1 pseudogene is annotated in these 1,235 nt (G+C 40.0%); it reads right to left on the bottom strand.

The features are described 5' to 3' along the window. Positions 1-1,235, bottom strand: a pseudogene (locus NJ959_RS29775) (DUF11 domain-containing protein); the annotation flags it as partial.

Here is a 1,235-nt window from a genome sequence, read left to right as displayed (position 1 = left end):
CACTTAATACAACGGATTGAGCAGAGTCAAACGAGCTGTTTAATGCTAAAGCACCATTATTATAGGTACCATTTGCCGAAACATACGAGCCGATTGTTAAACCAGCTTGAGGTTGTTCAGTGAAGGTAATGACTTCACCACTATCCAATGAAGAAGTTCCATTGTTTGTAACGGTGATGGTGTAAGCAATCGAATCGCCAACGTTTACTGAAGTTACCGAAGTAATTTTTACAACTGCTAAATCAATTGTGCGAATGACAACAGGATGAACAACAGGAGTTGTATCAGCATCTGTTGAGTCTCCATGATTAACTACATCGCTTGGTAAGTGAACAAGTATTGCATTGCGGATTGAATCGCCTCCAAAGTTTGCATCCACACGAGCAGTTACATCCAAGGTAATTGATTGTCCTTTTGCGAAAGCACCTGCAAGGATTGAGTCACCGTTAGAGCTATTGTAAGTACCGTTAGCTGTTGCATACGAACCAATTGTTAAACCAGCTTGAGGTTGTTCAATGATTGAAACAATTTCACCTGCATTGAGGGTTGTGATACCATTATTGGTTAAGGTAATTGTATATGAGATACTATCACCTGCATTCACACTGCTCAAGTTAGCTGTTTTATTAACGGCAAGATCAATCCAACGTTTAACTGGAGTGTACAGTGTATCGGTAGAATCACCTGTATTAATCACATCCGAAGGCAATTGAACAAGCACGGCATTGGCAATAGCAGTATCCACAACCGTAGCATCCACCAATGCTGAAACTTGAAGTGCAATAGATTGTCCGGAAGCAAAAGCACTGTTCAAGGTTAACTCACCATTGATTGAATTGTAGTCACCATTAGTTGTAGTGAATGCACCCAGTGTTAATCCGGCAGCAGGTTGTTCGAATATTGAAACAATCTCATTCGAATCTAAAGAAGAAGGTCCGTTGTTGGTAATGGTAATTATGTAATGAATACTATCGCCAGCAGTAATTGATAAACTGTCGGTTGTTTTGCTTACGGCAAGGTTGATATTACGTCCCACATATGTGGTAACAGTATCAGATGAATCAGATATCATCACATTACCGGTATCAATTGCTGAAGCAAATGCCATGTTATTTACCACACGCGTTACCATATCAGTAAGCGTGATGATATGTTGAGCAGTAACAACTGCAGAATCACCGATTGACAATGCACTAATTAACCCATTAGCAGGAGCAATAAATGCAGCGTTATTA

It is taken from the genome of Limnofasciculus baicalensis BBK-W-15 (assembly GCF_024178385.1).
GTDB classification, from domain to species: domain Bacteria; phylum Cyanobacteriota; class Cyanobacteriia; order Cyanobacteriales; family Coleofasciculaceae; genus Limnofasciculus; species Limnofasciculus baicalensis.
Note: the sequence above shows the minus strand (reverse complement) of the source record. Positions and strands in the feature narration are given on the sequence as shown.